The sequence below is a fragment of the Alkalibacterium subtropicum genome, from assembly GCF_900112455.1.
Taxonomy (GTDB): domain Bacteria; phylum Bacillota; class Bacilli; order Lactobacillales; family Carnobacteriaceae_A; genus Alkalibacterium; species Alkalibacterium subtropicum.
Window position 1 is genome coordinate 205,673 of the sequence record NZ_FOLT01000004.1, and the last position, 25,063, is coordinate 230,735.

Annotated in this window: 24 protein-coding genes, 1 tRNA gene and 1 riboswitch; of the genes, 9 read left to right on the forward strand and 16 right to left on the reverse strand. The window is 44.0% G+C overall.

All coding sequences use genetic code 11. The annotated features are described in order from the left end of the window. Nucleotides 1–5: 5 nt before the first annotated feature. Together gloA and gloA2 are read right to left on the reverse strand one after the other, a co-directional pair. Nucleotides 6–386 (reverse strand): lactoylglutathione lyase, encoded by a 381-nt coding sequence (gene gloA / locus BM049_RS06070; RefSeq protein WP_091529502.1) that lies wholly within the window; start codon nt 384–386, stop codon nt 6–8. Between the two features lie 328 nt (nt 387–714). Next, nucleotides 715–1,095 carry an SMU1112c/YaeR family gloxylase I-like metalloprotein gene (gene gloA2, locus BM049_RS06075; RefSeq protein WP_091529504.1) on the reverse strand — a complete coding sequence of 127 codons (381 nt, stop codon included), beginning with the start codon at nt 1,093–1,095 and terminating at the stop codon, nt 715–717. A 101-nt stretch (nt 1,096–1,196) separates the two neighbouring features. Here gloA2 and BM049_RS06080 point away from each other — a divergent pair, with 101 nt between their 5' ends. Both BM049_RS06080 and BM049_RS06085 read left to right on the forward strand, forming a co-directional pair. Beyond that, nucleotides 1,197–2,114: an AEC family transporter gene (locus tag BM049_RS06080; RefSeq protein WP_091529505.1), complete on the forward strand. Its 918-nt coding sequence runs from the start codon at nt 1,197–1,199 to the stop codon at nt 2,112–2,114. A gap of 33 nt (nt 2,115–2,147) precedes the next feature. Beyond that, nucleotides 2,148–2,519 carry an iron chaperone gene (locus BM049_RS06085; RefSeq protein WP_091529507.1) on the forward strand — a complete coding sequence of 124 codons (372 nt, stop codon included), beginning with the start codon at nt 2,148–2,150 and terminating at the stop codon, nt 2,517–2,519. Nucleotides 2,520–2,988: 469 nt separating this feature from the next. Here the strand turns inward: BM049_RS06085 and BM049_RS06090 are convergent. After that, nucleotides 2,989–3,072, reverse strand: a tRNA-Leu gene (locus BM049_RS06090). Nucleotides 3,073–3,225: 153 nt separating this feature from the next. On the opposite strand from BM049_RS06090, the gene BM049_RS06095 reads away from it, so the two are divergent. Then, complete coding sequence (locus BM049_RS06095) at nt 3,226–3,834, forward strand: HAD family hydrolase (protein WP_091529508.1); 609 nt, start codon at nt 3,226–3,228, stop codon at nt 3,832–3,834. A gap of 23 nt (nt 3,835–3,857) precedes the next feature. On the opposite strand, the gene BM049_RS06100 is transcribed toward BM049_RS06095, so the two are convergent. The 4 genes from BM049_RS06100 to BM049_RS06115 form a co-directional block, all read right to left on the reverse strand. Beyond that, nucleotides 3,858–4,337 (reverse strand): SprT family protein, encoded by a 480-nt coding sequence (locus BM049_RS06100; RefSeq protein WP_091529510.1) that lies wholly within the window; start codon nt 4,335–4,337, stop codon nt 3,858–3,860. A gap of 63 nt (nt 4,338–4,400) precedes the next feature. After that, the gene (locus BM049_RS06105) at nt 4,401–6,581 is read right to left on the reverse strand and encodes a Tex family protein (protein ID WP_177188612.1); all 2,181 of its coding nucleotides are present in this window, start codon (nt 6,579–6,581) and stop codon (nt 4,401–4,403) included. An 87-nt stretch (nt 6,582–6,668) separates the two neighbouring features. After that, a complete protein-coding gene (locus BM049_RS06110; RefSeq protein ID WP_091529512.1) occupies nt 6,669–7,493 on the reverse strand; it encodes a metallophosphoesterase in 825 nt (274 codons plus the stop codon). 5 nt (nt 7,494–7,498) lie between these two features. Next, on the reverse strand, nt 7,499–8,248 hold the full coding sequence (locus tag BM049_RS06115; RefSeq protein ID WP_091529513.1) for a metallophosphoesterase: 750 nt from the start codon (nt 8,246–8,248) through the stop codon (nt 7,499–7,501). Nucleotides 8,249–8,508: 260 nt separating this feature from the next. Between BM049_RS06115 and BM049_RS06120 the strand changes: the two genes are divergently transcribed. The 3 genes from BM049_RS06120 to BM049_RS06130 are packed head-to-tail and all read left to right on the forward strand — an operon-like array spanning nt 8,509 to nt 11,315. After that, nucleotides 8,509–9,372, forward strand: coding sequence for an efflux RND transporter periplasmic adaptor subunit (locus BM049_RS06120; protein ID WP_091529515.1), 864 nt, complete (start codon nt 8,509–8,511; stop codon nt 9,370–9,372). Nucleotides 9,373–9,386: 14 nt separating this feature from the next. After that, nucleotides 9,387–10,094 carry an ABC transporter ATP-binding protein gene (locus tag BM049_RS06125; protein ID WP_091529516.1) on the forward strand — a complete coding sequence of 236 codons (708 nt, stop codon included), beginning with the start codon at nt 9,387–9,389 and terminating at the stop codon, nt 10,092–10,094. After that, on the forward strand, nt 10,095–11,315 hold the full coding sequence (locus BM049_RS06130) for an ABC transporter permease (protein ID WP_091529518.1): 1,221 nt from the start codon (nt 10,095–10,097) through the stop codon (nt 11,313–11,315). It begins immediately after the preceding gene. A gap of 564 nt (nt 11,316–11,879) precedes the next feature. Here the strand turns inward: BM049_RS06130 and BM049_RS06135 are convergent. The 3 genes from BM049_RS06135 to BM049_RS06145 form a co-directional block, all read right to left on the reverse strand. Further along, complete coding sequence (locus BM049_RS06135) at nt 11,880–13,343, reverse strand: NCS2 family permease (RefSeq protein WP_245751878.1); 1,464 nt, start codon at nt 13,341–13,343, stop codon at nt 11,880–11,882. A gap of 136 nt (nt 13,344–13,479) precedes the next feature. After that, nucleotides 13,480–13,577, reverse strand: a riboswitch (purine riboswitch). 140 nt (nt 13,578–13,717) lie between these two features. Further along, the gene (gene gorA / locus BM049_RS06140) at nt 13,718–15,079 is read right to left on the reverse strand and encodes a glutathione-disulfide reductase (RefSeq protein ID WP_091529521.1); all 1,362 of its coding nucleotides are present in this window, start codon (nt 15,077–15,079) and stop codon (nt 13,718–13,720) included. Next, on the reverse strand, nt 15,076–15,948 hold the full coding sequence (locus BM049_RS06145) for a glycosyltransferase family 8 protein (protein ID WP_091529523.1): 873 nt from the start codon (nt 15,946–15,948) through the stop codon (nt 15,076–15,078). The genes gorA and BM049_RS06145 overlap by 4 nt, the downstream gene beginning before the upstream one ends. A 148-nt stretch (nt 15,949–16,096) precedes the next feature. Between BM049_RS06145 and BM049_RS06150 the strand changes: the two genes are divergently transcribed. Both BM049_RS06150 and BM049_RS06155 read left to right on the forward strand, forming a co-directional pair. Beyond that, a complete protein-coding gene (locus BM049_RS06150) occupies nt 16,097–16,684 on the forward strand; it encodes a chromate transporter (RefSeq protein WP_342741348.1) in 588 nt (195 codons plus the stop codon). Next, nucleotides 16,681–17,244: a chromate transporter gene (locus BM049_RS06155; RefSeq protein WP_091529525.1), complete on the forward strand. Its 564-nt coding sequence runs from the start codon at nt 16,681–16,683 to the stop codon at nt 17,242–17,244. Before BM049_RS06150 ends, BM049_RS06155 begins: the two co-directional genes overlap by 4 nt. A gap of 50 nt (nt 17,245–17,294) precedes the next feature. Here the strand turns inward: BM049_RS06155 and BM049_RS06160 are convergent, their stop codons facing one another. After that, a complete protein-coding gene (locus BM049_RS06160; RefSeq protein WP_091529526.1) occupies nt 17,295–18,326 on the reverse strand; it encodes an RnfABCDGE type electron transport complex subunit D in 1,032 nt (343 codons plus the stop codon). Between the two features lie 3 nt (nt 18,327–18,329). Beyond that, nucleotides 18,330–19,655, reverse strand: a complete 1,326-nt coding sequence (gene rsxC / locus BM049_RS06165; RefSeq protein WP_091529528.1) for an electron transport complex subunit RsxC — start codon at nt 19,653–19,655, stop codon at nt 18,330–18,332. 223 nt (nt 19,656–19,878) lie between these two features. Here rsxC (BM049_RS06165) and BM049_RS06170 point away from each other — a divergent pair, with 223 nt between their 5' ends. Further along, nucleotides 19,879–20,592 (forward strand): MgtC/SapB family protein, encoded by a 714-nt coding sequence (locus BM049_RS06170; protein WP_091529529.1) that lies wholly within the window; start codon nt 19,879–19,881, stop codon nt 20,590–20,592. Nucleotides 20,593–20,655: 63 nt separating this feature from the next. Here BM049_RS06170 and BM049_RS06175 read toward each other — a convergent pair whose 3' ends face one another. From BM049_RS06175 to whiA, 4 genes are all read right to left on the reverse strand, one after another. Beyond that, nucleotides 20,656–21,087: an immunoglobulin-like domain-containing protein gene (locus tag BM049_RS06175; protein WP_091529530.1), complete on the reverse strand. Its 432-nt coding sequence runs from the start codon at nt 21,085–21,087 to the stop codon at nt 20,656–20,658. Between the two features lie 80 nt (nt 21,088–21,167). Further along, a complete protein-coding gene (locus BM049_RS06180; protein ID WP_091529532.1) occupies nt 21,168–22,268 on the reverse strand; it encodes an RnfABCDGE type electron transport complex subunit D in 1,101 nt (366 codons plus the stop codon). A 2-nt stretch (nt 22,269–22,270) separates the two neighbouring features. Further along, nucleotides 22,271–23,584 carry an electron transport complex subunit RsxC gene (gene rsxC / locus BM049_RS06185; protein WP_091529533.1) on the reverse strand — a complete coding sequence of 438 codons (1,314 nt, stop codon included), beginning with the start codon at nt 23,582–23,584 and terminating at the stop codon, nt 22,271–22,273. Between the two features lie 517 nt (nt 23,585–24,101). Beyond that, a complete protein-coding gene (gene whiA / locus BM049_RS06190) occupies nt 24,102–25,040 on the reverse strand; it encodes a DNA-binding protein WhiA (RefSeq protein ID WP_091529535.1) in 939 nt (312 codons plus the stop codon). Nucleotides 25,041–25,063 lie beyond the last annotated feature (23 nt).

Consider the following 25,063-nt stretch of genomic DNA (forward strand, 5'->3'; position numbering starts at 1 on the left):
GTTTATTAAAGCTGAACGATTTCGATTTTATAACCATCCGGGTCTTTAATGAAGAAATAAGACGCAGCCCCGTCTGACAAACCTTTCAGATCAGTCACGAGATAACCGGACTGGCTGTATTCTTCATGTGTGTCTTCCAGATCGTTTACACCGATCGCGATATGTCCATAGCCGTTCCCTAACTCATACGGCTCTTCCTGATCGTAGTTATATGTGAGTTCCAGTTCATAATTGTCCCCAGGGAGAGCCAGATAAACCAGTGTGAATTTATGCTCCGGATAATCCAGGCGTCTGACCTCTTCCATTCCTAAAACATCCTGGTAAAATGCGACTGATTTATCCAGATCTTTTACACGGATGCATGTGTGGATCATTTTTTTACTCATTACTCGTTCCTCCATTCATATTTATTCTTTATTTTGCCTTACTTTCATCTTAGCGTCAAGCTCTCCCGTCCGTTTCCTCAGTTTTGACGCCAATTAAGAAAGCGATTAATTATTTTTCTGTTTATCTATATTTTAGTGTTGACATAGTCTGATGTATGCGTTATCATTTATGTAGAAACAAAGTTAGTAGCAGTACTACTAGTTTTCTTTTTCATAAATCATCTCCTTTCTATGCAGGTGCCCTTGCGGAAACAAGGGCGCTTTTTTTTGTGCTTTTTTATCGTTTATCGTACAGCCTAGAACATCCCTCGCTTTAGTCCGAATTGGTTCAGCCTTCATAGACTTCCAGGGGCAGGCCGTCAGGATCTTTAAAAAAGGTGAATCGCTTACCGGTATACGGGTCTACTCTGATGTCCTCACAGTCTATCCCTCTATTTTCAAGTTTTTTCACAGTCTCATCGATATTCTTTACCCCAAAACACAAGTGACGAAGCCCAGCTGCTTCTGGACTATTCGGGCGTTTGGGCGGATCAGGGAATGAGAACAATTCGATCTGACTTTCCCCCACTTTCAGATCACATTTATAGGACTGTCTTTCTTCTCTATAAACCTCATTGATTACAGGAAACTCAAGCAATTCGGTATAAAAATATCTGGAAACGTCGTAGTTGCTCGCAATGATCGCGACGTGATGAATGGCAGTGAACATTATCTGTCTCTCCTTTTGCAAATAGGTGGATGAAACGGTATAGTAATCGATAAGAGAATGAAATCTCCGACTACAAACCGTATGGATAGAAGGCGTTTATTATGGAAATATCTTCAGTCATTTTTAATCAGCTGCTTCAAATGTTTTTTGTGATGATGTTTGGCTTCGTTTTAGTTAAATTCAAATTCCTGAACATGGACGGTACGCAGCAGCTCGCTAACATTGTAACAAAATTCATCATACCGATCGTCATTCTAATGTCGTTCCAGCAGGATTATGATCCCAGTCAGCTTTACATACTCTTCACATCCTTTATGGGTGCTTTATCGATCATTCTTTCGCGTATCGCTTTAGCTCATACACTGCTCCGGAACCGGTCGAAAATCGACCGGTATGCCATCGTCTTTTCCAATACCGCTTATATGGGGATTCCGATCGTCTTGCCTATATTAGGTTATGAAGGTATCTTCTATCTTTCTATGTATATCGTGACTTCGGCGATTTTCCAGTATACATACGGAAAATGGATGCTGTCAGAAGGAAATGAAGCCATCACGCTGCGTTCTATCCTGACCAATCCGGCTAGTTTAGGGTCATTTATCGGTTTCGGTTTGTACATCCTCCGTATCCCTATACCGGGTGTTTTATATAACAGTTTAGATACGATCGGCGGACTGAGTTCTCCTCTGGGCATGATCTTACTGGGCGGTTATCTGGCAAGAAGCAGGGTCAAGGATATTTTCCTTGTGAGATCGAACTACTGGACGGTGGCCATCCGTTTAATTATAGCACCAATAATCGGTGTTTTCCTGCTGTGGCTGCTTCCGATCGCACATCCGTCAGTTCTTCTGGTTTTATCCATCGCCAATGCCACACCCACAGCGGTCAATACGGCACTTTTTTCTCAACTATATGGCGGGGACTATGAATACGGCGCCCGGATCATTATTCTGGCCAGCTTCCTTGCCATCGTGACTATTCCTCTTATGATCAGTCTTGCCTCAGCTGTTTTGCTGTAATCGATTTACACTTATGATTGGAAGTGATTGAATTTGGAAACTTTCGAAGATTACTTGGACACCATAGATGATGAGGAAATGAAACAAAAGGTTGCTGCTATCCATCAGCACGTGGAAAAAGAGTTTCCGGATCTAGGCAAGCGCATTGCTTGGAACCAGCCGATGTATACGGATCATGATACGTTCATCATTGCGTTCAGCGCAGCTAAAAATCATATTTCTGTTGCCCCTGAAAAAGCAGCCTTGCGTCGATTTAAGGAAAAGATCGACGGATCCGACTATGACCTTCTTAAAGAAACCTTCAAGATCAAACGCAAGCAGCCTGTCAACTATGATTTGCTCGACGACATGATCCGCTTTAATATTGAAGATAAAAAAGACTGCGGGACTTTCTGGAGAAAGTAGTCGATTTCTCATTTTGATATTTAACATCTTGAGCAAATAATACTATAATTTAATACCCAATATATGAACCTATCCATCTTAGCACGCTGGCGGTTATTTAAGATTATTAGGTACAAGCGCAACGCTTAAACGTCGAAACTCATGCCGAATAACTGTTTTAGGTACGAGTAAGGTATTTTTTAAATCCCACTTGTTTCGAATAGAGTTATTCGGTACAAGTGAACGAGAAAATTCCTGTGACTTGTCCCGAATAATAAATTTCATGATGGCCCTACGCGCAAATATTCTCATGTGTACAGTGAAGATATATCAGCTGAGTTTTGGTCACAAGTATTTAAAATCCGAAAGTTTAAAAATATAGGTGAGTTTCTTATACCTAAACAGCGTAATGATCCAGCTGATAAAATATTTATAAAGGTAGAAAAAGGCGGCATCCAAAATAATTTTGGATGCCGCCTTTTTCTCTTTATGCGCACGAGAAGACTCGAACTTCCACGGGGCATCGCCCCACCAGCCCCTCAAGCTGGCGCGTCTACCATTCCGCCACGTGCGCTTTATACTCAACAAAAGTTATCATATCAATGTTTTGCCTGATTGTCAATATCCTATACGAAAAATCATACAGAATATTACTGATATACTGGATTTATATGGTATCTTAAAATGGAAGACGAGCTGACTTTATGATATAAAGGAGTGCAGACACTTGATAAAAAACGTAGTATTCGACATGGGAAATGTATTGATCCGATATGCTCCGGAAGACTTTATAAAGACATATACATCCAACACAGAAAACCAGAAGCTATTACTGGATGAAATCTTTTACGCTGACTTGTGGCAGCAGTTTGACCGGGGGACCCTAACAAAAGAGGCACTAGTTGAACGAGCTTCGGCACATCTTCCTATTGAACTTCATCGATCAGTGAGCGATGTTTTAGACACCTGGTATGAAAATATGACACCCATATCTGAAATGGAAGATATTCTTGAACGGCTGAAAGCCAATGGATATGACCTCTATTTGTTTTCGAACGTGTCTCAGGATTTTCACCAGTTCAAACACATCATTCCAGGACTGGATTATTTCGATGGTCTGTTTCTCTCTTCAGACTGGAAAGGCCTCAAACCGGAAAAAGAACTTTATCAGATGTTTTTCAGCTACTTCGATCTCGCACCGTCCGAATGCTTCTTTGTAGATGATTCAAGAGAGAATATCGAAGGCGCAGCCGCTCTGGGAATGGAGGGTCATGTTTTTGACGGCAACATTTCAGACCTCGAACAGCACTTTGAACAAGTCGGTATCAGGATATAAGGAGAAAAAGACAGCCGCTGATCTCAGTCAACGGCTGTCTTTTTCATTTCGGTTTTTCCTAACAGCTCAAAACAACCTTTACACTTGGCGCAGACGAATTTTTCTGTATTGAATCGCCGTTTTCTTTGAGCGACACTGCCGCACTTTCTGCACTGATACTGCCAGACTTTTATCGGCTGGTCCAATGTTTTTAATGACGGCGTGTAGCGCAGACCTCCCACTTCTTTGAGCAGATTTTTGAAGTCGCTGTCCTTGTGCCGATACCCTTTACCGTTTAAGTGCAGATGATAATGGCACAGTTCATGTTTGATGACCCCTATGAAGGTCTCCATCCCAGCTTTTTCGAAAACTTTCGGATTAAAATCCAGATGATGTGAACCAAGATGATACCTGCCTCCTGTGGTTCGCAGTCGACTGTTAAATGATGCTTTGTGCCTGAACGGCTGCTTGAATTCTTTCAGAGAAATTTCTTCAACTAACTGCTGCAGTTCATGTGTTTCCATAAAACTTCCGCCTTTTATAAAGTCAGAGGTCAAAACAGACCCCTGACCTCCCCTTTTACATACTTATTTATTCTCTTTTTCGATCATGCTGAGTGAGATGCGGCCTTTATTCACATCCACTGAATCGATCCATACTTTCACGATATCACCGACAGCGACCACATTGCTTGGATGCTTGATGAAGGAATTACTTAATTTTGAAATATGGACCAGACCGTCCTGTTTCACACCAATGTCTACGAACGCGCCAAAGTCTACCACATTCCTCACGGTCCCTTCAAGCTCCATGCCTTCCTGCAAATCTTCCATCGTCAAAACATCTGTACGCAGCAGCGGTGCAGGCATGTCGTCACGCATATCTCGTCCTGGAGCGACCAGAGCTTTTTTGATATCTTCGATCGTTTCCTGTCCCAGACCCGTTTCTTCCATGATCATTTCATCATCCACAAGTTTGAACCGGGCTTTTAGATCTTTTGAACCCAGACTGTCTTTTGTCAGACCAGTCAGTTCGATGATTTGTTTTGCTTCTTTGTATGTCTCGGGATGGATACCGGTATTGTCAAAGGGCTCTTTTCCGTCCGGAATACGCAGGAAGCCGACCGACTGTTCAAAGGCTTTAGGTCCAAGACGCTTGACTTTCTTCAGTTGCGAGCGACTGGTAAATTTCCCGTTTTCTTCACGGTAGGTCACGACGTTTTCAGCAGTTGTCTTGGTCAGCCCGGAGATGTGTTTGAGTAACGCAGCACTCGCGGTATTCACGTTGACGCCTACCTGGTTGACGACGACTTCGATGACAAAGTCCAGCTGGTCGCTCAGTTTCTTCTGGGACACATCGTGCTGGTACTGTCCGACCCCGATCGCTTCCGGATCGATCTTGACCAGTTCGGCTAAGGGGTCCTGCAGACGTCTGGCGATGCTGACGGCACTCCGCTGTTCGACCTGAAGATCCGGAAATTCTCGGCGCGCTTCGGGGCTTGCTGAATAAACAGACGCTCCCGCTTCGTTGACGATGACATAAGCCACTTTTTTGTCTACTTCTTTAAGTGCTTCAGCGGTAAAGGTCTCCGACTCGCGACTGGCCGTCCCGTTACCGATGGCGACCGTATCCACGTTATACTTTTTCACCATCTCCAGAAACTTACCTTTGGCTTCCTTCCTCTTCCCGGCAGGCGCCGGTTTATGCGGATAGATCACATCGATACCGAGCACTTTACCTGTCGCGTCGATGACAGCCAGTTTACAGCCCGTTCGGTAAGCCGGGTCCAGGCCTAAAATCGTCTGGTCTTTTAAAGGGGCCTGAAGCAGAAGATTACGCAGATTTTCGCCAAAGACACTGATCGCCTGTTCTTCCGCCTTCTCAAACAGGTCGCTTCTTATTTCTCGTTCGATCGCCGGGCCGATGAAGCGTTTATAGGCATCACTGATCGCCTCTTTAACTTTTTCAGTTGCTTCTGTCGCCTTTCCATCAGGCAGTTCCTGACGGGCCATGTAGCGGTGGATATAGTCTTCGTCTACGGAGATACCGACTGTAAGGATATCTTCCTTCTCCCCACGGTTCAATGCCAGTATACGGTGGGAAACAAGGCTGTCCAGCGCCTCTGAGTAATCGTAGTACATCTCGAAGATACCTTTTTCATCCGCCTCTTCATCTTTGACTTTGGAGACGATCTCGCCCTTGTTGTAGGTATATTCACGGATCCATTCGCGGTAAGTCGGATTGTCTGAAACGTGTTCCGCTAGGATTTCATGGACACCAGCCAAGGCATCTTCGACTGATGTCACGCCGCTTTCTTCATCGATGTATTTTGCGGCTTCTTCATTTAAAGAGCCTGAAGGGTAGGTCAGTACCCATTCTGCTAAAGGTTCCAGCCCCTGCTCCTTGGCGATCGTTGCTTTTGTGCGACGTTTCTGTTTATACGGACGGTACAAATCTTCCACACGCTGCATCTGATTCGCTGTTTTGATCTCTTTTTCGAGCTCAGGAGTCAGTTTTCCCTGTTCTTCGATCGATGCCAGGACATCTGTTTTTCGTTTTTCCAGATTCGTCAGATAGGTGTGCCGCTCTTCGATTTCTCTGATCTGCACTTCATCCAGCGATCCGGTGGCCTCTTTACGGTAACGGGCAATAAACGGGACAGTATTGCCGCCTTCGAGCAAGTCCAGTACAGCGGTGATCTGTTTTTTAGAATACCCTTTTAAATCCTTTATCAGTAAATTTAATATATGCTTATTTTCTTCTGTCAAACCATTCATCTCCAATACGTTAGTTCATCTCATCCAGTTTATCATAAAATCGAAAAAGAACGAATCCATAATCTTGGATCCGCCCTTTTAAAGGTCGAACGTGACCAGACTTTTTTCCAGCTGATTTTTCAGCCGCTTATCTGTCCAGTGCTTACTGCTCCCCAGACAAGGAGAAATAAAGGTTTTGTCTCCCTCCCGGATGACTTTTCTGAAGTGCACATGACCCATGATACTGTACTTGATGGATTCAAAGTCCTTATATACTGCTTCATATCCCTTTGCACCAAGAAAGGCATTGGCATAGTTATAGATGCGATGCGGCAGTGGGACCACGAATTCCGGATGCGTCGCTATATGCGTCATCATAATGACCTTTTTGCCTTTGACTGCATGAAGGTCTTTATAAAGCTGGTTCAGCATAGCCTGACTCACATCTCTGTCACTCTGGTTCCAGTTGACAAAGTGCAGATCGTTCCAGGAAGCAAACCCATATTTCTTCTTTTCAAACTGGGCTTCACTGTATTTTTCCTGGTCCGCATAGCCGTAATCGTACCAGCCGGGTGTCCCCACTACTGCCCAGTCTTCATTTAAAAGGTAAGGTTTACCAACAAGAGAATATGGCTGCTGGTTGAAAAAAGCATTGATTTCATGACTGTCTGTAACATCGTGTTCTTTGGCCCAGTAATCATGATTTCCGGGAACGAATTTCACTGGAACATCGGCTTCTTGCTCAAGTTTTTTCAGGAATGCATGACTTTCAAGGTAATGATTGGAGATATCTCCGGCTACAAGGAGGACATTTACTGCCTTCTCTTTTATCATACCTGACAGGATAGAAAGCGTGGTTTCTCCGTCGTCAAGCTCCCATTTATTTCGATCGATATGCAGATCCGATAGTGTGCCTATTCTCATGCTTATTATGAATCCTTCTTCCTCAGGTACTCAGAAAATGCGTACCCGGTATTATCTACTTTATACTGAGCAACGAGGTCTTTTTTGTCAAAAACGAGCCCGTGCATGGTCCCGCCGTATACCGCTCCCCCGTCGATACCGATTTTTCCGTCACCGGAATCCCAGATATCTGTATTCGTCTGAACGTTATGCAGCATCGCCGTTACCGTATGGCCAAAAATAAATGTTTTATCCGTATGATTCGGCTGATCGTAAAAGCCTTCTCTGATCCAGACATAATCACGTTTTTTGGAATCGCGCCAGTCATCCAGCGTCAGATCGACCCCGGCATGCACAAAAACGTAATCTTCCCATTCATATTTTAAAGGTAAAGACTCGATGAAGGGTTTCAGCCACGGGACTTTTGCCTGCAGGCTTGCGGCAAGTTCGACAGCGTCATAATTCCCTTCTTCCATCTGAAGGAAAGACTGGACCGTCACCATGCCTCCGTTCATTTCATAAGTGGCAGCGGAATATTGCGGATTCTGCAGAAAGTCCAGAAGCATTTCTTCATGATTCCCCCGGAGACAAATGGCATCATGATTATCCACGAGGTCTTTGGCTAACTCGAAACATGCTTTGGGGTCTTCCCCTCTGTCGCCCAGATCTCCGACCAGGACCAGCTGTTCTTCATCAGGATTCCAGTACTCAAGGATCTCTTTAAACATCGTGATCTGCCCGTGCACGTCACCGACTGCAAAAACTTTCTCTTTCATTCGAGTTTCTCCTTCCCTTTCACTTGCATCGTTGATATCTGCGTTCATTGTATTTATAGTTTACCACATATCGAAATCACACACTAAACGGACCCTCTTGATTAACGGTTTATTATATCCCAAGCAACTTTTTTACCGTTCTCAAAGCATGAAGATTTCATGATTTTATCTCGTATTCATAGAAACCACTCTTTTCAAGCTGTATAATTAAGGTTGTTACTTAGTTTATAAAAATAAGAAAAGAGAAAGGACGCTTAATTATGAGAGGGAAAAAATGGATAGGATTGATACTGTTTCTGGCTTTTGTTGGCTTTGTCGGTTACAGCATCTACAGCAGTCAACAGGAAGATGACATAGCGACCGTCAGAACAGCTGAGGTCACAGAAGAAGACATAACCGATACGGTAGTGACATCGGGAATGATCGAACCGAGTGAGACACAGGAAATCATCGGTCAGGGATTAGTTACTGAACTGAACGTGTCGGTCGGAGACACAGTCGAAGAAGGCGATACGCTCCTAACGTATGTGGACGGTACGACTTTTGAAGCGGACTTTGACGGTACAGTCACTCAGGTGAATGTAGCAGAAGACGCTGCAGATAACAGTGCCCAGCAGGGACGGCCGTCGCTCGTCATCGCGAATTTGACTGACTTGAAAGTCGCTCTTCAATTATCACGATCCGATGCGAGTGAAGTCGAGGTCGATCAGGCTGTTATCTTAACCTATAACGACACGGAATTTGAGGGGACCGTTTCTGAAATCGACCCTGTAGCTACACAACAGCAGACACAAACCGGTGCCACGACTCAGCTGGGGGCCACGGTCACATTTGACTCAGACACGTCCGGCCTGATTGCCGGCTTTGAGATCGATGTCGATATCATCGTGGATTCAGAAGAGGGGGCTCTGGTCATACCCGTAGAGGCACTGAATTACAACGAAAACAACGAACCCTATGTATTTATTGTGACCGACGGGATCGCAGAACGTGCCGATATTGAAACAGGCATTCAGTCTGAAGCCATTATTGAAGTGACAAACGGCGTGTCAGCCGGAGATCAGGTCGTACTGTCTCCAGGCGCAGATATTGAAGATGGCTTAGAAGTCGAGCTGGAAAACTAGAAGGAGGATATCTCGTGATAGAAATTACCGATATAGAGAAAATATATCGTTTGGGCGGAGAAACTATCAGAGCATTGGATAAAGTAACGCTCTCAATCAAAGAAGGAGAGTTCACCTCCGTAATGGGTCCCAGCGGATCCGGGAAATCCACACTGATGAATATCCTGGGACTGCTTGACCGATTTGACAGCGGAAAATATTTGCTCAACGGTAAGGATGTGACTGGCTTATCTGATTCTCAGCTGGCCGGGATCAGAAATAAAGAGATCGGCTTTGTCTTTCAGTCCTTTAATCTGATGGCGCGCATGAATGTCCTTGAAAACGTCATGCTTCCGCTTGTTTATGCTAAAGTTCCTTATAATGAAAGAAAAGAACGTGCAACAGAAGCACTGGAAAAAGTGGGGTTGGGTGATCGTTTGTATCACTTCACGAACGAAATTTCCGGCGGACAGAAACAGCGTGTTGCCATTGCCCGTGCAATCGTGAATCGGCCCTCCGTACTCATGGCAGATGAGCCTACAGGGAACTTGGATTCCAAGACTACTGAAGACATTATGCGAATTTTTCAGGATTTGAATGCAGAAGGCACCACGATCGTTATGGTCACTCACGAGCCTGAAATGGCTGCCTATACGAAACGTATCATTCACTTCCGTGATGGAAAAATCATCGAAGATGAAAAAGTTACACCTAAAAAGCATTCAGAAGCGGAGGTGGATTAAGTGTTCATAAAGGAAAACTTTAAAATGGCACTGGACAGTATCTTCGCAAACAAGATGCGCTCCTTCCTGACCATGCTGGGCATCATTATCGGTATTGCGTCAGTTATTGCGATCCTGGCCGTGGGGAACGGGGCCGCTCAGGAAATTACTTCAACGTTCAGTGACTTGGGTGCCACAACGATCAACCTGACAGCAAACAGAACAGACGACCCGGATGAAGCCCTTACTCAAGAGGACTTAGTGGTTCTGAAAGATTCGATCGACGAGGTCCGCTATATTTCACCGAATGAGCAAATTGCCGGTACAGCATCTACGGAAATGGATTCCCGTCAGGCTGTCGTGTCTTACGGCACACCCGATTTACAGTATCTCAGTCAAGCAATGAGTTCCAATCTGGTCCATGGACGTTATTTCAATCAAGTGGATTTCGATGAAAGGAACGAAGTCGTCGTCATTGATACAGACGGCGCTGAAGCATTGTTCGGACGAACGGATGTCGTCGGTGAAACACTGACCATGTCCATTACCCAGTCGCGTTTCGACCTGCGTATCGTAGGCGTGGTGGAAGGATCTTTTGCCAGCATGCAAGGCGCATTCGATGCCGATCAGATTCCTCTGTTCATGGCTATGCCACAGTCGACAATCGGGCAGCGGGTCCCCCAGCTGGCTGGAATGAATTCTGTTATCATCGAAGTTCAGGAAACGGAGCAGATCGAACCGGTCTCTAATCAAGTCGTCAGACTGCTGGAGCTTCGCAATGACGCTGTCGGAGAGAATGTATATAATGCCAGAAATTTCCTACAGGCACTTGATCAGGTCAATAATGTGTTAAGCCTGTTCATCAACTTTATTGCTGCAGTTGCAGGCATAGCTTTACTTGTTGGGGGTATCGGCGTCATGAATATCATGCTGGTTTCCGTAACAGAACGGACACGAGAAATCGGAACCCGTAAAGCGCTGGGTGCGACAACTAAAACCATCCTGATCCAATTCCTGATGGAAGCTATTATCTTAAGTCTCATTGGCGGAATGATCGGTCTGACTTTAGGTATTTTACTCTCGAATATAATTGCCGGTGCTTTAAATATCGTACCGATCTATACACTCGGCAGTGTTGCTCTTGTTCTCGTCTTTTCAACAGCCGTCGGTATCTTCTTCGGAATCTACCCTGCACGCAAAGCTGCAAGACTGAACCCGATCGATGCATTGCGATTCGAATAAACAAATATTGATAGTATGAATGAAAGCCGTAAAGTCACTGATCTTGATGACTTTACGGCTTTTTCTTATCTTTTGTGTGCTTCTTTGGCTGATTCATCTGTGATCACCTTCTGTATGCGCCGAACCTGCTTTGGCTTCGGCTTGTTCGCTGCTCACTTCTACTTCAACAAGCCAAACGTCTTTCTCCTTCGACTCATTCGACTTTCGCAGCCTCCCGGATACACCGAACCTGCTCTGCTTCGGCTTGTTCGCTGCTCACTTCTACTTCAACAAGCCAAACGTCTTTCTCCTTCGACTCATTCGACTCTCGCAGCCTCCCGGATACACCGAACCTGCTCTGCTTCGGCTTGTTCACTGCTCCCTTCTACTTTAATAAGCCGAACGTCCTTCTCCTTCGGCTCATTCGACTCTCGCAGCCTCCCGGATACACCGAACCTGCTCTGGCTTCGGTGTATTCACTGATCCCTTCTACTTTAATAAGCCGAACATCCCAGATTTCCAGTTTAAAACTCAAAAAAAGGAGCAGCGCCTCCCCAGGCAGCTGCTCTTTCTTTGTAAAACTCTTTAAATCAATCCTAGAATAACAAAGTTAAAGATGAACAGCGCTGTCGTGGCCCATAAAACTGGGTGAACGACCTGTACTTTACCTTTGACAACTTTTGTAATGATGTAGAACAGGAAGCCTGCTGCGATACCATAAGAGATGCTGTAAGTGAATCCCATGAAGATCGATGCGAAGAAGGCCGGAATGGCTTCTTCCAGATTGTTCCAGTCGATTTCTGCAAAAGCAGACATCATAAGGATCCCGACAACGATCAAAGCCGGTGCTGTCGCAGCTCCTGGAACGACAGACATCACTGGTGAGAAGAAAGCTGTGAGCAGGAACAGTGTCCCAGTCGTCAGACTTGTCAAACCTGTACGGCCGCCGGCTCCGATACCTGCAGCACTTTCAACAAATGTGGTGACTGGTGAAGTCCCGAATACTGCACCTATAGATGTTGCTACTGTATCAGCAAGTAAAGCTTTTTCCATTTTAGTGTTCAAGCCGTTTCCTGAATCCATTGATTTCTCATCTTCCAATGTAAAGATACCTGATTTTCTCCCCGTTCCGATAAAGGTCCCGATCGTATCAAAGATGTCTGTCAGTGTGAACGCAAAAATCGTGATTAATATAATGGCATAGCGGGATGGATCAGCCAGCAGGGATCCTAGTCCCTCTGATCCAAATGCTGCGCCGAAAGTTGTTCCTAACTCCCCAAAAGCTGATGCAACGGAATTCGCCGGATTGCTCAAACCAGACAAATCAGTAACGCCCATTGGAATCCCCATGATCGTAGTGAAGACGATCCCGATAAGAATCGCGCCTTTCACTTTAGCTACCATCAGAATGATCGTCACAACGAGTCCGATCAATGCAAGCAATGCATATGGGTTAGTGAAGCTTCCCATGTCTGGAATGATGCCGCCCCCGGTCACGACAGTATTGATAGCACCGTTGATTTCGGTTCCTGCAGTGTACGGCTCATTATTCACAGAGATGATCGATTGTCCTTCAGAAGTGAACGCCAGAAGCTCCGCGTTTTTCAGGCCAATGTATGCAATAAACACGCCAATGCCCCCGCCGATGGCATGCTGAAGCGATTCTGGAATCGCATGAATGATTTTCTTTCTGATCGAAGTGACGGTGATAAGAATCCCTACCACACCTGTCAGGAAAACCATGAACAGTGCTTCCTGCCAGGTAAAGCCAAGGGCGAATACGACTGTGTAAGTGAAGAATGCATTCAAGCCCATCCCCGGGGCCTGTGCATACGGTACATTGGCATATAGAGCTAAAATCAGTGTACCCACAGCTGCTGAGATGACTGTCGCTAAAAATACAGCTTGAGTCGGCATGCCGGTCAACGCTAAGATTTGTGGATTAACAAATATGATATATGACATGGCAAAAAATGTGGTCAATCCGGCTGCGATTTCTGTTCCTACGGTGGTGTTGTTCTCTTTCAATTGAAAGAATTTTTCTAACAAAGATAAAACCCTCTTTCGTAATGTTTTCTCCATTTCCGTGGAGTTACTGCAAAGGGTTATCTAATAAAACAATGGGAAAAATAGATGTAAATGAAAAAAGACGGTTTCCCGTCTTTAATCAACTACATCATAAACAATACGTATTGTTTAATCTAATAGTCAATCCTTTAAGGGGATTGGTAGAAACTATAGCCCATATCGCTAAATTATATTAGATAACACTTATTAAGATGATTTAATCATAGTACATCCTCATCGAAAAAGCAACGAAATACGTAAAATTAATCAAATTATAATCAAAAAAGTTCGCATTTGACTAATTAACGAACATTATAATGATTGAAATCCTTTACAAACCATCTAAAAACGTACAATCATTTCATCGTAACAAATTCTTCAGCTGCTGTCGGATGGATCGCTACTGTGCGGTCAAAGTCTTTTTTTGTCGCTCCCATTTGAATGGCTACTGCAAAACCCTGGAGCATCTCATCCATTCCCTTGCCGATACCGTGCAAGCCGACGATTTTTTCTCTTTTTCCCACACAGACCAGTTTCATATATGCTTTTTGTCGATGCCCGGTAATGGCGCTGTGCATCGATGTAAAGGTTGCTTTATATATCTTTATGAAATCATCCGGAAATAAATCTCTCGCCTGTTCTTCTGTCATACCTACAGTGCCAATAGGAGGATGCGTAAAAATAACTGTCGGAATATTATCATAGTCAAGATGTTCATTCTTTTTATCATTAAAGAGACGTTCAGATAAGCGGCGTCCCGCAGCGATCGCAACTGGGGTCAATTCCGCACGTCCCGTCACATCACCCACTGAATAAATTTTGTCTCCCGTCGTATTCTGATAGCGATCGACTTCAACATATCCTCCAGGATAGAGATTCACGCCTGCAGTTTCCAGATTCAGCCCGCTGGTGTTCGGCACTCTTCCTGTCGCCCATAGCACCTGTTCTGTTTCATGAGTAGTACCGTCTTTGAAATGAAGCACATAGGTCTGTTCACTCTTCTTTTCCAGACGGACGACTGTTTTGTTCACATGTATATGCTGCCCTTCATTCTCTGAAATAGCCTGATAGCCTTCACAGATGATGGAGTCAAAGTTATATAGAGGTGCCGGTTTTCTGACGAACAGATGTGTTTCCACACCTAGAGCATGCATGATCCCGCTCATCTCAACACCGATATAACCACCCCCGATCACTGCTATGCTTTTAGGCAATTCTTCGAGCCGGAAGACATCATCGGAAACGATCCCTAACTCGCCTCCCGGTATATCCAGGCGTTTGGGTTTGCCACCTGTAGCGATCAGGATATGTTCTGCTGAAACTTTCTGACCGTTCACTTCCACGGTAGACTCATCCACAAAAGTCGCTCGTCCTTTTATATGCGTAACATTATTGGAAGCCAGTCCTTTTTCATAAGCGGTATGTAAAAAGGAGATATATTTTTCCCTGTTCTCCATCATTTGCTTATAACGAAAGACAGGGTCTTCTTTCATTTCGATTCCGTACCCTTTTCCGTATAAATGCAGAGACTCCATCATTTCAGCGACATACCACATGACTTTCTTCGGTACGCACCCCAAGTTGACGCAGGTCCCACCGAGAGGACCTTCTTCGATCAATGCCACCCGGGCACCGTGCATCCCTGCACGATTAGCGGAGGCAATGCCCCCGCTGCCTCCCCCAATGACCAGATAGTCGTAATCATATTCTTTACTCATAATCTACTCCCCTTATTTATTAATGGCTTATGTTCAACCAGATTATACGCTCTTCGCTCAGCATCGAAGTAATAATCTCCCAGCGTATATTTATATTTATCCCGTTCATTCCACGGTTTATGTTTACCCGAATAATGAATGAACACGACTTCATTTTCGATCATCTTAAGATTATACTTGTTAGGAAAAATGACTTTAAGCTTCTCATATACCTTCGGATTCATGTTGTAGATGCGCCAGTCTTCTTCCTTGATATCATTGACATATAACATATTGAAAATATCCTGATCAGGAAGAATAAGAATCGATTTGTTTTCACGGATCGCTTCCACCAGATGATCAGGATCCCCGACCCGTCGGAGTTTTTTCAGATTCATCAATACCACGCCGGAATTGAAATAATTTTCCGATTCAAAATTTCTCAGACGCAGATTGTTGAACGGCTGAACCCACTTTGTTTTATATTTATAATTCGTCGCGATGAAGGAATGACCGTTAAATGATTTGTTATAAAAAGGTCTGATATCCCCGACGTTCACTATATCCGGATCCAAATAAAGCACCCGGTCGATATCATCAGGCAGGAGATAAGGCGCAAACATCCAGAGATACATTTCCAAAGCATAATAACGGGTTATAGCCAGCTTATCAGAAGATTTGAAAAAATCTTTGCTGTAAACGGCGATCAGTTCATGATTTCCTTCCTCCTCAACAAATAATCGCAGCTCTTCTAATTTTTGCTTGCTCATCCCTGCATGCAGTAGATACATACGAAAAGATACGTCCGGATGGTTTTCCACCAGTGATTGAATCAGGACTTTTAAAGGATAGATATAATTTTCATCTAAGGAAAATAATAAATTGATCATATTAACGCCTCCAAGCACCTACATTCTTAATGACATTATACCGATTATTTGATAAAAACACACACAAATGGCATTTTTCCCTACTTTCTCTTTGAATCAAATCTGAATTCTACTATAATTGAAGTTAGATTGTAAAGGAGAGGCGCAAATGGAGACAATGGAAAAGAAAACTTTGTTTATAACACTTTTTAAATCGACATTCTTTTTGAGTATGTTTACGTTCGGCGGAGGTTACGTGATCGTTCCCCTTATGGAAAAAAAATTCGTTAATGAATTAGGCTGGATCGATGAAGATGAGATGCTGGATCTCATCGCTCTGGGACAATCCGCTCCCGGCCCTATCGCTGTCAACACATCGATCCTCATCGGATACCGCATGGCTGGCGTCCCGGGAGCCATGATCACTGTATTAGGGACCATCCTCCCCCCACTAATGATCATGACGGCTTTAGCTTATATTTATATCGCTGTCAGGGATAATGCCATTGTCAATAGCGTTTTGCTCGGCATGCAGGCCGGTGTGGCCGCTATTATCGTGAATGTGGTCTATAACATGGGGAAACGCATCGTTGTGCAGAAGAAGCTCATTCCTATTTTCGTGATGATAGCGGCTCTGATTGCCGGTATCATCTATCAGGTCAATATTCTCTGGCTGCTGCTTTTTTCAGGGATCATCGGTGCATTGACGACAATCTGGAAGCTGAGACATGAAGAGGATGAGGAGGGTAAAAAATGATATATTTGAAATTACTCCTTAGCTTCATTCAGATAGGTCTTTTCAGTTTTGGTGGCGGGTATGCTGCTTTGCCTCTTATCGAGCAGGAACTCATCCACGTACAAGGCTGGATTACTAATCAGCAGTTTATCGATATTCTGACTCTCTCGGAAATGACGCCCGGGCCTATCGCCATCAATGCTGCGACTTTTTCTGGAAACCAGATAGCAGGTATTTTGGGTGGAGTCGTGGCGACAGTTGGTGTAACGCTCCCTTCTGTCATCATTGTTCAGCTGTTGGCTTACTTTTACTTTAAGTATCAAAATATAACGATGGTGCAGGGCATCATTCAGGGCTTGAGACCGGCAGTCGTTGCCTTAATTGCATCTGCCGGAGTGACGATCTTTTTGACTGCCATGTTTGGACACAGTGACTGGCCCCTTGATCTGGCGGAACTCAATTATGTATCCATTGTTTTCTTTGCCATCGCTCTCTTCTTAATGAGAAAATACAAGGCAAGCCCCATTCAAATAATTATCGTGACGGGGTTTCTTGGCGGCATCGTCTATTCATTCATATAAAAAGAGTGATGCAATGTTTTTTCATTGCGTCACTCTTTTTTACTCTATCATTAATTATTTTCACTCTGACGATTGAATTTAACTGCCGGTCTTTTTTTATGTCCATAGATACGCGGCATCAATTTGCTGTCGATAGAAGGGGCCAGTGCATTCATGATGAGAATAGCAAAACCGACACCACCAGGATAATTGAACGCGATCCTGAAGAATGCAGTCAGAAGACCTGCTCCGATGGCAAAGACTGTTTTGCCTTCAGGCGTTAATGAACCGGAACTATAGTCTGTTGCCATGTACGTTGCGGCAAAGAACAAGGTTCCCGTTAAAGCGTGAGCCATCATAAAGTCGAAATTAAAGTTGGCCCATAAGCCCATGACGACTGTCGTAGTCAAAATATACAAAATCGGTATTTTCGGATTGATGATACGTCTGAAAATCAAGTACAACATGCCGATCAATATAGCCAGTTTAGATGTTTCCCCAACGTTTCCGCCTAAATTGAAGCCCATAAACAGGTCCCATAAGCCTGGAACTTCTGCTGCAACTGTTTGAGCTCCGTCACCAAGATATTCGAGTGGAGTCGCAGTAGAAACAGCATCTACGCCTCTGTAGCCACTTCCGAAAAACCCGCCCGGGAGCACCCAGTTAGCGAGCCATGGAGTGAAGAAGGCTTTGATAGCGACCCTTCCCGCTACAGCAGGATTGAAGTAGTTTTTGCCAACGCCCCCACCCATCTGCTTGACGATGATGATAGCAAATATTGAACCGAACATGATCATCCAGATCGGGGCCGTCACAGGAAGGCTCAATCCAATCAGCATCCCGGTCACCGCTGCAGTGTTATCATGGATCGTTATAGGCTTATACGTCAGTTTCTGATAAATATATTCAGAAGCCACAGCTGTGACTATACCGATGGCCACCATCACCAGTACCCACCAGCCAAAGAAGTAGGTAGCTGCGATAGTCGGTGGAATCATTGCGATCATCACCTGTGACATAACCCACGAAGATGTTCGTGCCGTACGGATGTGCGGAGATGGACCCACACGTAATTTTCCTTTTACATCAACTGCTTGTGCCATAATTTACGCCTCTTCCTTTTGTTTGATCGCTGCTTTGGCAGCTCTGATGTTGTCTAAAAGAGGAATTTTCGACGGGCAGATAAATGAGCAGTTGCCGCATTCGATACAATCCATTGCACCTAATTCTTTTGCTTTTTCTATGTTTCCTCTTTCAAAGGCTTCACTAATCAGAATCGGTTGTAAGCTGACCGGACAGACATTGACACATTCAGCACACATGATACAATTCTGTTCTTCTCCAATATGAGCTTCCTCGGGTGTCAGGACGGTAATAGCTGTTGTCCCTTTGATAATAGGGACACCCAGATCTGAAACAGGTTTCCCCATCATCGGTCCGCCGCCTAGTACTTTGCCGGGAACTTCACTGAATCCGCCACAGTCATCGATAAGCGAATCCATCGGTGTGCCGATTTTGACTCTTAAATTCTTTGGATTTTTTATCGGTGTGCCCGATACAGAAACAACACGCTCGATCAGCGGTTCGCCGAGCTCACACGCTCTATAGCACGAACGGATCGTTGATGTATTCAAAACCACACACCTTACCGCTGCCGGCAGCCCGCCAGGCGGCACTTCTCTGCCTGTTACACTTTTTATCAGATTTTTTTCCGAACCTCTGGGATACATCGCTTTCAGAGGGCGCACAGTTATATCCTTAAATTCAGCCGAGGCCTCTTCCAAAGCCTTTATAGCATCCGGCTTGTTGTCTTCAATACCGATATAGATGTGTTTTAACAATGGAAACAGTTTTCTAGACAGATTAATGCCTTTAATGATTTCATCGGGATGTTCAACCATCACTCTGTGATCTGACGTAGAGTACGGCTCACATTCTGCCCCATTGATGACCAGCGTATCAACAGTCATACCGGGAGGCGGGCTTAATTTCACTGATGTTGGGAAGGTAGCTCCCCCCATTCCGACTATCCCCGCTTTCCTTACAGTATCCAGTATCTCGTCTTTAGACATTCCTGCGGCATTACCTGGCTCAACGATGGGATCAGCCATAGTATAACTATAATCATTTTTAATTATGATCGCATCAGATTCTCCGCCGACTGTCGGGCGCTTTTCCATAGCGATGACCTCTCCGGAAACAGACGAATAGATATTGGCAGAAACAAATCCTCCTGCTTCAGCAATCAGTTGTCCTGCTTTAACTTTGTCTCCGATTTCTACAACGGGTTTAGCCGGAGCACCGATATGCATGGAGACGGGAAATACCATGATTTTAGGCACTGTGGCATCTTCAATGGGTAATTTACTGGTACGCGATTTGTTATCATCGGGATGAGAACCACCATGCTTACCTTTAAATGAAAAACTCATGACTTACATCCTTTCTACTTTTACCTTCTGGTCAACGTTTTACATATGTATCCGAAATGTGACAAAATACACAAATAAACTAGCTTAAATTATAATAATTTTAGTATACATCATCTTTTTAAAATAAGAAAGCATTTATACACACATCCAATCGATTTATCATACTTGTATTTTTTTCCTATATTTATCATAATAAGATAAAGACGAGCGAAAGAGGGATATAATGGCTATAGATCAGTGGGAGATGCTTACCCGTTTATTGCTGGCAGCATTAGTTGGTGGAATCATAGGTTTTGAAAGAGAATTAAAAGGCCGGGATGCTGGTATACGCACGCACATGCTGGTCAGTTTAGGCGCCGCCATTATTACCATAACCCAATTAGAAACAAGCAGCTGGCTCCTGGATTTTTCCAGAGCCAATCCTGAATTATCCAATATACTGACATCTGATATAACCAGACTGACAGCTCAGATCGTCAATGGCATCGGTTTCCTTGGAGCAGGAACGATAATCGTGAGTAAACGGACCGTTACCGGTCTGACAACAGCTGCTTCCATCTGGGCCGTGGCCAGTCTCGGTATTGCCGTAGGGATGGGGTATTATGTTATGGCTCTTTCCGGGGCGTTTATCATGCTTATTGTGTTGCGTTTGTTAAAGACTTTATTCAAAATCGACCGCACTAAGCAACTTGGGATCCAGTACAGATATCGGGATGAAACTTTAACATTTCTGGAAAACAGTTTCAGGGAAAATAATATTACGGTCGTTTCGACAGACCATTCCATTACTTATCTGGAAGATGGAACGACCTACTGTGAAGATCTCTACACCCTTCACTTACCGAATAACTTCAATACCATGGACTACATTTCAAAAGTAGGTTCCAACCCCAATGTAGTGAAGATAAATACGATCAAAACAAGTTTTGATAATTGAAAAAAGGCGAATCTTCCTGCTTAAAAGAATCCTTCTTTAAAAAGCAAGACGATCCGCCCTTTTTCATTCTACTGCGAATTCGGCTGTGAGGACCTCTCCTTCGATCTCTCTGACGACCCGATAATCCCCCGTTTCAAGCGGTTCATAATATTCCATGCTCAGTTCTTCCTGTGCTTCCTCGCCGGGATCCAGAGAATGAACGATCATTATAAACGCCATCTCTTCATTCGGTTCCACAACATACCACTCGCCATCCCGCTCTTTTTCCAGGCTGAAAGCCACACCGTATGAAATTTCATCCTCAGATTCATTGATTGTATTCAATATGAACGTATCTCCTGCAGGATCATAAACATCTTTCTCGAGTGCGATCCTCACATCCTCCATAGTATTCACCTCTTCATAAGGAGAAGGTTCCGCTTCATTTTCAGAGCATGCACCTAAAAAACTTATACTCATGACAAGTGCAAGTTTACGGATATATTTTCTTTTCATAGTCAAAACACTCACTCCCTTTTATATTTTCACTATACTAAAAAAAGAGACTGAATGCATGCATTCAGTCTCTTACGTGTTTAATTTTCTGTTAAAACATCCCGCTTCTTCAAGGGCTCCGTTATACTGTAATCCGAATGCACTTGAGGACGTTTTTTATGTCCATAAATTTTCGGCATCACTAGTTTATCCAGGAACGGAATAATGGCATTCATGATCAGGATCGAGAAACCGACACCCTCAGGTGAGAAAGAATTGATTCTGAAGGCTGCGGTCAGAATAGCCGCACCGATAGGAAACAGAACTCTACCCATAGGGGTTATACCGCCGGAAGCATAGTCAGTGATCATAAAGGTTGCGGCCAGGAGCAGCGCCCCACTGAATAAGTGATACATCATATACTCAAAATCGAAACCTGAATATACCAGCATGATCAAGGCAAATGTCCCGATATATAAAGCTGGGATTTTCGGATTGATGATGCGTCTGAGGATCAAGTAGAGCATGGCGATGAGAATGGCCAGAGAACTTGTTTCACCAAGCGAGCCTCCCCATCCGCCCTGGTTACCCAGGAATAAGTTCCAAAGGGTCTGTGCACCGTCAGGCACTTCAGCCGCACCACTGGAGATGTAGTAAAGTGGCGTTGCCGAAGCAACAAGGTCAGTTGGTGTGGCAGAGGTGATTGCTTCTGCAGAACTGGCTGTGGTCAGGACATCTTCACCTGAAACAAAAGTATTGACGATCCACGGTGCCATCAAGTAGATGATACGTCCGCCCACTGCGGGGTTGAAACGGTTTTTGCCAATACCGCCTGGAATCATTTTAATAAAGATAATCGCTATGATACTTACAATGACAGTGCTGTACCAGGTGACGCCGTTAGGCATACTCAGACCGATAAGCATCCCGGTGACAACGGCTGATAAATCAGTAATGGTCACACGTTTTCTGACAAGTCGTTCGTACAGATACTCACTGATGACACTGGTCAATACAGCAATTCCTGTAATCCACAGTACCTGTAATCCGAAGAAATAGGTCCCGGCTGCCAGCGGCAGAAGCAGGGCAATAATAACCTGGAGCATGATCCATTGTGAAGACCACTTTTCGAATATATGAGGCGACTGATCCAGTACTAAATCATAATCTGCCAAGGTGGTTTTTGTTTTTTTTGAACTCATTCCTACACCGCCTTCGTATTTTGTTTAATTGCAGTTTTCGCTTTTCTGATGTTGTCCAGCAAAGGAATCTTAGAAGGACAGATGAATGAGCAGTTCCCGCATTCAATACAATCCATTGCACCTAACTGTTCAGCTTTTTCGATATCACCGCGTTCATACGCATTGCTGATAAGAATCGGCTGCAGGCTGACTGGGCACACATTGATACATTCAGAACAGCGGATACAGTCCATACGTTCTTCATCATCCACTTCCTGTGCTGTCAGGAAAGTAATATGCGTCGTTCCTTTAGAAATCGGGATAGCACCGTCTTTGATCGTTTTACCCATCATCGGTCCGCCGTGAATGACTTTTCTAGGTGCTTCCTGGAAGCCGCCGCAGATATCGATCACGTCGTCGATCGGTGTACCGATGCGTACAAGCAGATTTTTAGGGTCAGCTATCGGTGTCCCCGTTACTGTCGTTACACGTTCAACCATTGGTTTACCCAGACGTACAGCACGATAAATGGCCTGGAAAGTTCCAACGTTGGACACGACACAGCCGATATCAGCAGGCAGTCCCCCGGAAGGAACCTGACGCCCTGTACAGTTCTCGATCAGCTGCTTTTCAGAGCCCTGAGGATATTTTGCTTCCAGAACTTTGATTTCAACTTTATCATAGCCCTTTGCCGCTTTTTTTAGTGCTTCGCCAGCTTCTACGGCATTATCTTCGATTCCGATGTATACTTTATCGACATTAAGTACCCCGTCGATCACACGTACACCCTCCATGATTTCATCTGCATATTCAACCATGGTACGGAAATCTGATGTAGAATACGGTTCACATTCTGCACCATTCAAAATCAATGTATCTATTTTTTTATCTTTTGGCGGTCTCATTTTGACGTCTGTCGGGAAGGTTGCTCCACCCATACCTGAAATACCCGCACGTCTAATCAGTTCAGGGACCATATCAGGGGCAACATTGTCTCCAGCTTCTGGAAACGGTGGTTCCTCAACATAGCTGCCGTCATTCTTAACAATCACACAGGTGTGGATACCGCTAAGCACTTCACGTTCTTCAATGGAGATAACTTCTCCACTTACGGATGAATAAACATTTGCAGAAATAAACCCCTGGGCTTCTCCGATCAATGTTCCGACTTTCACTGAAGAACCTACTTCTACCAGTGGTTTCGCGGGTGCGCCGATATGCATGGACATTGGGTATACCATGATGGCAGGTGCATCGATGCGTTCGATCGCTTTGTCATGTGTGCGCGATTTGTTGTGTTTTGGAAATGTTGCTTTTTGTTTAGTCTTTAATCGCATTCCCTTTTCCTCCTCAATAGTTTGTACAGTCAATCAATTTTTATGTAACGTGAATGTTAATATTAAATAATAATTTCACAAGTAAAACAGGTATTTTCCCGCTACATGGTCTATTAAAAGAATACCGAAATATACACTAATTGTAAAGATAATACAAGGATTTAGAGAAAATTATGGTCTTAAATATTACAAATGAAAACGATTCTCATCGCTGAACTTTACCCACATTTATTATACTTTGTGAATAATTGTATTTTGGTGCCACGGACATATTATTTCATGAATCCTTTAAACAATAATCATTACAATCAATACGAATTTTAATATTTATAATGATTAAATCACGAGGCAATTCTTTATCATTAAGGTAAACTAAATGATAATGCAAGCAGTCCTTCCTCCACTGAAGCATTTTTTTAGCGATTGTGAATTTTTTTGTCCGTCCCAGGAGTGAATGTGTGAAGTTGTTACAGATGAAAAAAATCAACGCTCACTGGATGGTGAGCGTTGATTTTTTTCAGGCAGAATTTTTCTGTTTTATTTCTTCGGCTATTTTATTTATCTTTCTTAAGCGATGATTGACACCTGACTTAGACACCCCGCCATTAGGCAGCAGTTCGCCTAATTCTTTAAGGCTGATATCCGGGTTTTCCACTCTCACTACAGCAATTTCCTTTAATTTTTCAGGTAAACTATCCAGACCTGTCGTGCGTTCGATCAGCCGGATATTTTCGATCTGCCGGGAGGCTGCATCAATGGTCTTATTCAGGTTCGCATTTTCACAGTTCACCAGACGGTTAACGGAATTACGCATATCCCGCACGATACGGACATCCTCAAATTTAAACATACTTCCTGTCGCACCTATTAAAGCCAGAAAATCAGCGATTTTTTCAGATTCCTTCAGGTAGACGATATAGCCGTTTCTTCGTTCATGCACACGAGCATTCATATCAAAGACCTGCATCATTTCACAGATGTCATTATTATGTTCTTCATAGCTCGAATGGATCTCCAGGTGATAACGGCTCGTATCCGGACTATTGACTGATCCTCCTGCTAAAAATGCCCCTCTCAGGTAAGATTTTATTTTCTGCTTATTGGTTTTGATTTCTTCCTGGACATGGCCATGATACAGCATCCCATCCATTATCCCCAGCTCTTTCAGAATGACTTTACAGCCGCTTTTCAATCTTACGATATATACATTGTTCTTTTTCAGTTTCATCTTTTTTCTGACAAGCAGTTCTGATTCTACATCAAAATTATCTTTGATCAATGAATAGATCCTTCTTGCTATGGCTGCATTTTCGGTTTGAACATTCAATAAAAAATCATGATCCTGAATGCTTAACGTGCCGTTCATTCTTATCAAAGCAGCTAATTCCGCCTTGGCATGTTCCGGGTGCACTTCCAGCAGTGTCAGTTCTTTTTTCACATCAAACGCAAATGACATTTCCTTCACTTCCTCTTAACTGT

Excerpts from the sequence above, each read along its gene's own strand:
- gloA (WP_091529502.1), bottom strand. The coding sequence starts at position 386 with ATGAGTAAAAAAATGATCCACACATGCATCCGTGTAAAAGATCTGGAT.
- gloA2 (WP_091529504.1), bottom strand. The coding sequence starts at position 1,095 with ATGTTCACTGCCATTCATCACGTCGCGATCATTGCGAGCAACTACGAC.
- BM049_RS06080 (WP_091529505.1), top strand. The coding sequence starts at position 1,197 with ATGGAAATATCTTCAGTCATTTTTAATCAGCTGCTTCAAATGTTTTTT.
- BM049_RS06100 (WP_091529510.1), bottom strand. The coding sequence starts at position 4,337 with ATGGAAACACATGAACTGCAGCAGTTAGTTGAAGAAATTTCTCTGAAA.
- BM049_RS06110 (WP_091529512.1), bottom strand. The coding sequence starts at position 7,493 with ATGAGAATAGGCACACTATCGGATCTGCATATCGATCGAAATAAATGG.
- BM049_RS06115 (WP_091529513.1), bottom strand. The coding sequence starts at position 8,248 with ATGAAAGAGAAAGTTTTTGCAGTCGGTGACGTGCACGGGCAGATCACG.
- BM049_RS06120 (WP_091529515.1), top strand. The coding sequence starts at position 8,509 with ATGAGAGGGAAAAAATGGATAGGATTGATACTGTTTCTGGCTTTTGTT.
- gorA (WP_091529521.1), bottom strand. The coding sequence starts at position 15,079 with ATGAGTAAAGAATATGATTACGACTATCTGGTCATTGGGGGAGGCAGC.
- BM049_RS06145 (WP_091529523.1), bottom strand. The coding sequence starts at position 15,948 with ATGATCAATTTATTATTTTCCTTAGATGAAAATTATATCTATCCTTTA.
- BM049_RS06150 (WP_342741348.1), top strand. The coding sequence starts at position 16,097 with ATGGAGACAATGGAAAAGAAAACTTTGTTTATAACACTTTTTAAATCG.
- BM049_RS06155 (WP_091529525.1), top strand. The coding sequence starts at position 16,681 with ATGATATATTTGAAATTACTCCTTAGCTTCATTCAGATAGGTCTTTTC.
- BM049_RS06160 (WP_091529526.1), bottom strand. The coding sequence starts at position 18,326 with ATGGCACAAGCAGTTGATGTAAAAGGAAAATTACGTGTGGGTCCATCT.
- rsxC (WP_091529528.1), bottom strand. The coding sequence starts at position 19,655 with ATGAGTTTTTCATTTAAAGGTAAGCATGGTGGTTCTCATCCCGATGAT.
- BM049_RS06170 (WP_091529529.1), top strand. The coding sequence starts at position 19,879 with ATGGCTATAGATCAGTGGGAGATGCTTACCCGTTTATTGCTGGCAGCA.
- BM049_RS06175 (WP_091529530.1), bottom strand. The coding sequence starts at position 21,087 with ATGAAAAGAAAATATATCCGTAAACTTGCACTTGTCATGAGTATAAGT.
- BM049_RS06180 (WP_091529532.1), bottom strand. The coding sequence starts at position 22,268 with ATGAGTTCAAAAAAAACAAAAACCACCTTGGCAGATTATGATTTAGTA.
- rsxC (WP_091529533.1), bottom strand. The coding sequence starts at position 23,584 with ATGCGATTAAAGACTAAACAAAAAGCAACATTTCCAAAACACAACAAA.
- whiA (WP_091529535.1), bottom strand. The coding sequence starts at position 25,040 with ATGTCATTTGCGTTTGATGTGAAAAAAGAACTGACACTGCTGGAAGTG.